This is a genomic window from Proteus myxofaciens ATCC 19692, assembly GCF_001654855.1.
Classification (GTDB): Bacteria; Pseudomonadota; Gammaproteobacteria; order Enterobacterales; family Enterobacteriaceae; genus Proteus; species Proteus myxofaciens.
The window spans coordinates 1-3,277 of the sequence record NZ_LXEN01000112.1 but is presented as its reverse complement, the minus strand read 5'-3'; the positions used below and the strand labels follow the sequence as shown (position 1 = coordinate 3,277).

The 3,277-nt window shown below is 35.9% G+C and carries 2 protein-coding genes; both read left to right on the top strand.

All coding sequences use genetic code 11. The features are described 5' to 3' along the window. The first annotated feature begins 147 nt into the window (after positions 1-147). Positions 148-1,401: a peptidase T gene (gene pepT / locus M983_RS11955; protein ID WP_066751069.1), complete on the top strand. Its 1,254-nt coding sequence runs from the start codon at positions 148-150 to the stop codon at positions 1,399-1,401. Next, positions 1,398-2,765 (top strand): C4-dicarboxylate transporter DcuC, encoded by a 1,368-nt coding sequence (dcuC, locus tag M983_RS11950; protein WP_066751067.1) that lies wholly within the window; start codon positions 1,398-1,400, stop codon positions 2,763-2,765. Before pepT ends, dcuC begins: the two co-directional genes overlap by 4 nt. Positions 2,766-3,277 lie beyond the last annotated feature (512 nt).

The following is a 3,277-nucleotide window of genomic DNA, read 5'->3' as shown; positions in this document are numbered from 1 at the left end:
AAATTTTCTGCAAAAATAATTATTTTTATCTAATTCTATTGTGTTTTTTTTATGATAAAAGTGATTAAGCATCTTCTTTAAAAATAGTTAGATGCTTGTAATCCCATTACGTAAAAATACAAAAAAGCAAATACAATGGAGTCTAAAATGGATCTCGTAGAACGTTTTATTTCTTACACAAAAGTAAATACAACAACAAACAGAGAAAACGGTGCCGCAGGCATTATGCCTTCATCAGAAGGTCAACGCGTGTTAGCCCTACAATTAGTTGAAGAATTAAAAGCGCTCGGTGTGAAAGATATTAAAATCCGCGATACCGCAATTGTTACAGCAACACTTCCTTCAAACCTTCATTACGACGTTCCTACTGTGGCTTTTTTTGGCCATTTAGATACCAGTGCAGAACAGACAAATGATACTCATGCACAGATACTACCTTATACTGGGGAAGATCTGTGTTTAAATAAAGAGTTGGATATTTATCTACGCCAAAGCGAATTTCCTGAATTAAAAGACTATATTGGTGACAATATTATTGTAACCGATGGTACAAGCTTATTAGGTGCTGATGATAAAGCCGCTATCGCTTCAATTATGGATATGTTGCAATATTTTAAACAAAATCCTGATATCAAACATGGCACAGTAAAAATTGGTTTTGTGCCTGATGAAGAACAAGGTTTACGAGGCGCAAAAGCATTTGATGTAAAAGAATTTGGTGCTGACTTTGCTTATACCTTAGATTGCTGTGGTATTGGTGAACTGGTTTATGAAAACTGGAATGCCGGTGACGTAGAAATTACGTTTACAGGTGCATCAGCACACCCAATGTCAGCAAAAGGCAAATTAAAAAACTCGCTATTAATGGCACATAAATTTATTGCTATGTTACCTGGTGGTGAAGCACCTGAATATACCGAAGGCCGTGAAGGCTATTATTGGGTAAAACAATTATCAGGTAATAGTGCACGTACTTTATTAAAAATGGATGTTCGTGATTTTACACAAGCAGGCTATTCGCATCGTATGGCATTTTTAAAACAGCTTTCAGAATATTGTGAAGGTTTATGGGGTGAAGGCTCTGTCGCTTGTAAATTAGCAGATCGCTATGCCAACGTATTTAATAGCCTACAAGGGGATAATCGTTATCCTATCGATATTGCTATTGATGCTTATCAAGATAATGGTATTACACCTCGCCCTATTCCAATGCGCGGTGGCTATGATGGCGCGGCTCTTTCTCAAAATGGCTTACCTTGTCCTAATATTTTTACGGGTGCTCATAACTTTCATTCAATTTATGAATATCTCCCTGTTAAATCCCTTTACGCCGCCAGTAATGTTTTAAAATCAGTCGTTAAAATAACCGCAGCGCGTTTTTCACCTGAGGCTAAAGTATGATCCAAATCCTCGCGGTATTAATTGTTGTTGTTATTGTCGCTAGGATGATCTTGAAAGGATATAAAGCAGAACCTGTTTTGCTTGTTGCTGGTTTAGTATTAATGGCACTGACAATGCTATTTGGCTGGGGTGATATTCTCCCTAAAAACGTCAAAAGTACAGGTATTAGCTGGCTAAATCCTTTTGAAATTATTCGAGATCTCTTTAGTAGTCGAGCCGCCGATCTCGGTCTAATGATTATGGCATTAATGGGCTTTGCTCATTATATGGATCATATTGGTGCTAATGAAGCTGTGGTACGCGTTGCAACACGTCCTTTGAAAAATATGCGTTCACCTTATGTATTGCTATTTTTCTCTTTCTTACTCGCCAGTGTTTTACAGTTAGCAATCCCTTCTGCTACTGGGCTTGCTGTTCTTTTAATGGGCACTATGTTTCCTATTATGATAGGGCTTGGCTTATCACCCGCTTCAGCCGCGGGTGTTATTGCAACTTCTCTAGGCGTTGCTTATACCCCCACCGCGATTGATGCAATTCGTGGTGCAAAAGCGGTTGATTTAGGGGTCGTAGAATATGTGTTGTATTACCAAGGGCCAGCAGCTATTGCGACTGTACTCGCAGTTGGTATCACACATATTTTTTGGCAACGTCATTGTGATAGAAAAGCAGGCTTTATTGCGCAATTAGGGCAACTTACAGAAGAGAAAAAAGAAAGTAAGAATGTACCCGGTTTTTATGCCTTACTTCCAATGCTACCTATTATTATGGCAGTAAGTTCATCAAGCTTATTTGTGAGTGGTATCCATCTTGATGTCGTCACTATTGTATTAATTTCAATGGCTATTTGTATGCTTATTGAAACATTACGTTTACGCGACTTCAAATTAGTGTGTGCGGGTTTTCAGCACTTCCTAAAAGGAATGGGCTCTGCTTTTAGTAATGTAGTAGGCTTATTAGTTGCAGCAGGTGTTTTTGCTCATGGTATTAAAGTCAGTGGTGCAATAGATAGCTTAATTGTCATGGCTGAATCTGTTGGCTTACCGCCTTTTGCGATGGCATTTGTCTTTGCGATTGTGACGTTAGCGGCTGCAATTATTATGGGATCAGGTAATGCGCCGTTTCTTGCATTTGTTGAGCTAATTCCTCAAATTGCACATAGCATGGGGGTTAATCCTATCGCTATGATATTACCAATGCAACAAGCATCACATATGGGACGAGGAATGTCTCCTGTCGCTGGCGTTATTATTGCGGTCTCAAGTGGCGCAAAATTACAACCTTTTGATGTGGTAAAACGAACGGTTGTTCCATTGATGGTTGGTTTTGTTTTCCATTGTGCAGTTATTGCTATTTTCTATTATTAATCGATAGCTGAGACAGTTATAATTTGCTGTCTCAGCTTAATTTCAAATAATAGACATATAAAAAAATGACGATAGTTATTTTATTGCTTATTTTATAAATAAAAATTTATTGATATTAATTTAAATATTAAATAAAGAAAAATTTCTTTACTTTTATAAATTTAATCATAATCCTATAAATAAGAAAACATTAACAAAATAGTAAGATATTATTCTTATACGGATAAAAATAAAGAGCATAGTATTCATGATGTTAAAAATGATATTGATTAATAGATGTTTATTTCTCAGCTATTCATTTTAACTATTTAAGTTAGCCCACATTAAGTATGCTTATTATACTAGCAATAGAATGGTATATTCATTCTATTGCCTTTTTATTTATATATTTCTATTTAAAAATAAAGATGCTTTTCTTAATACTCATAAAATAAATTTATAATTATCAATTTTACTAGTGTTCCCGCCCCACTCCTATCAAAAATAATTCTACTTAATAACAATTTCATAGC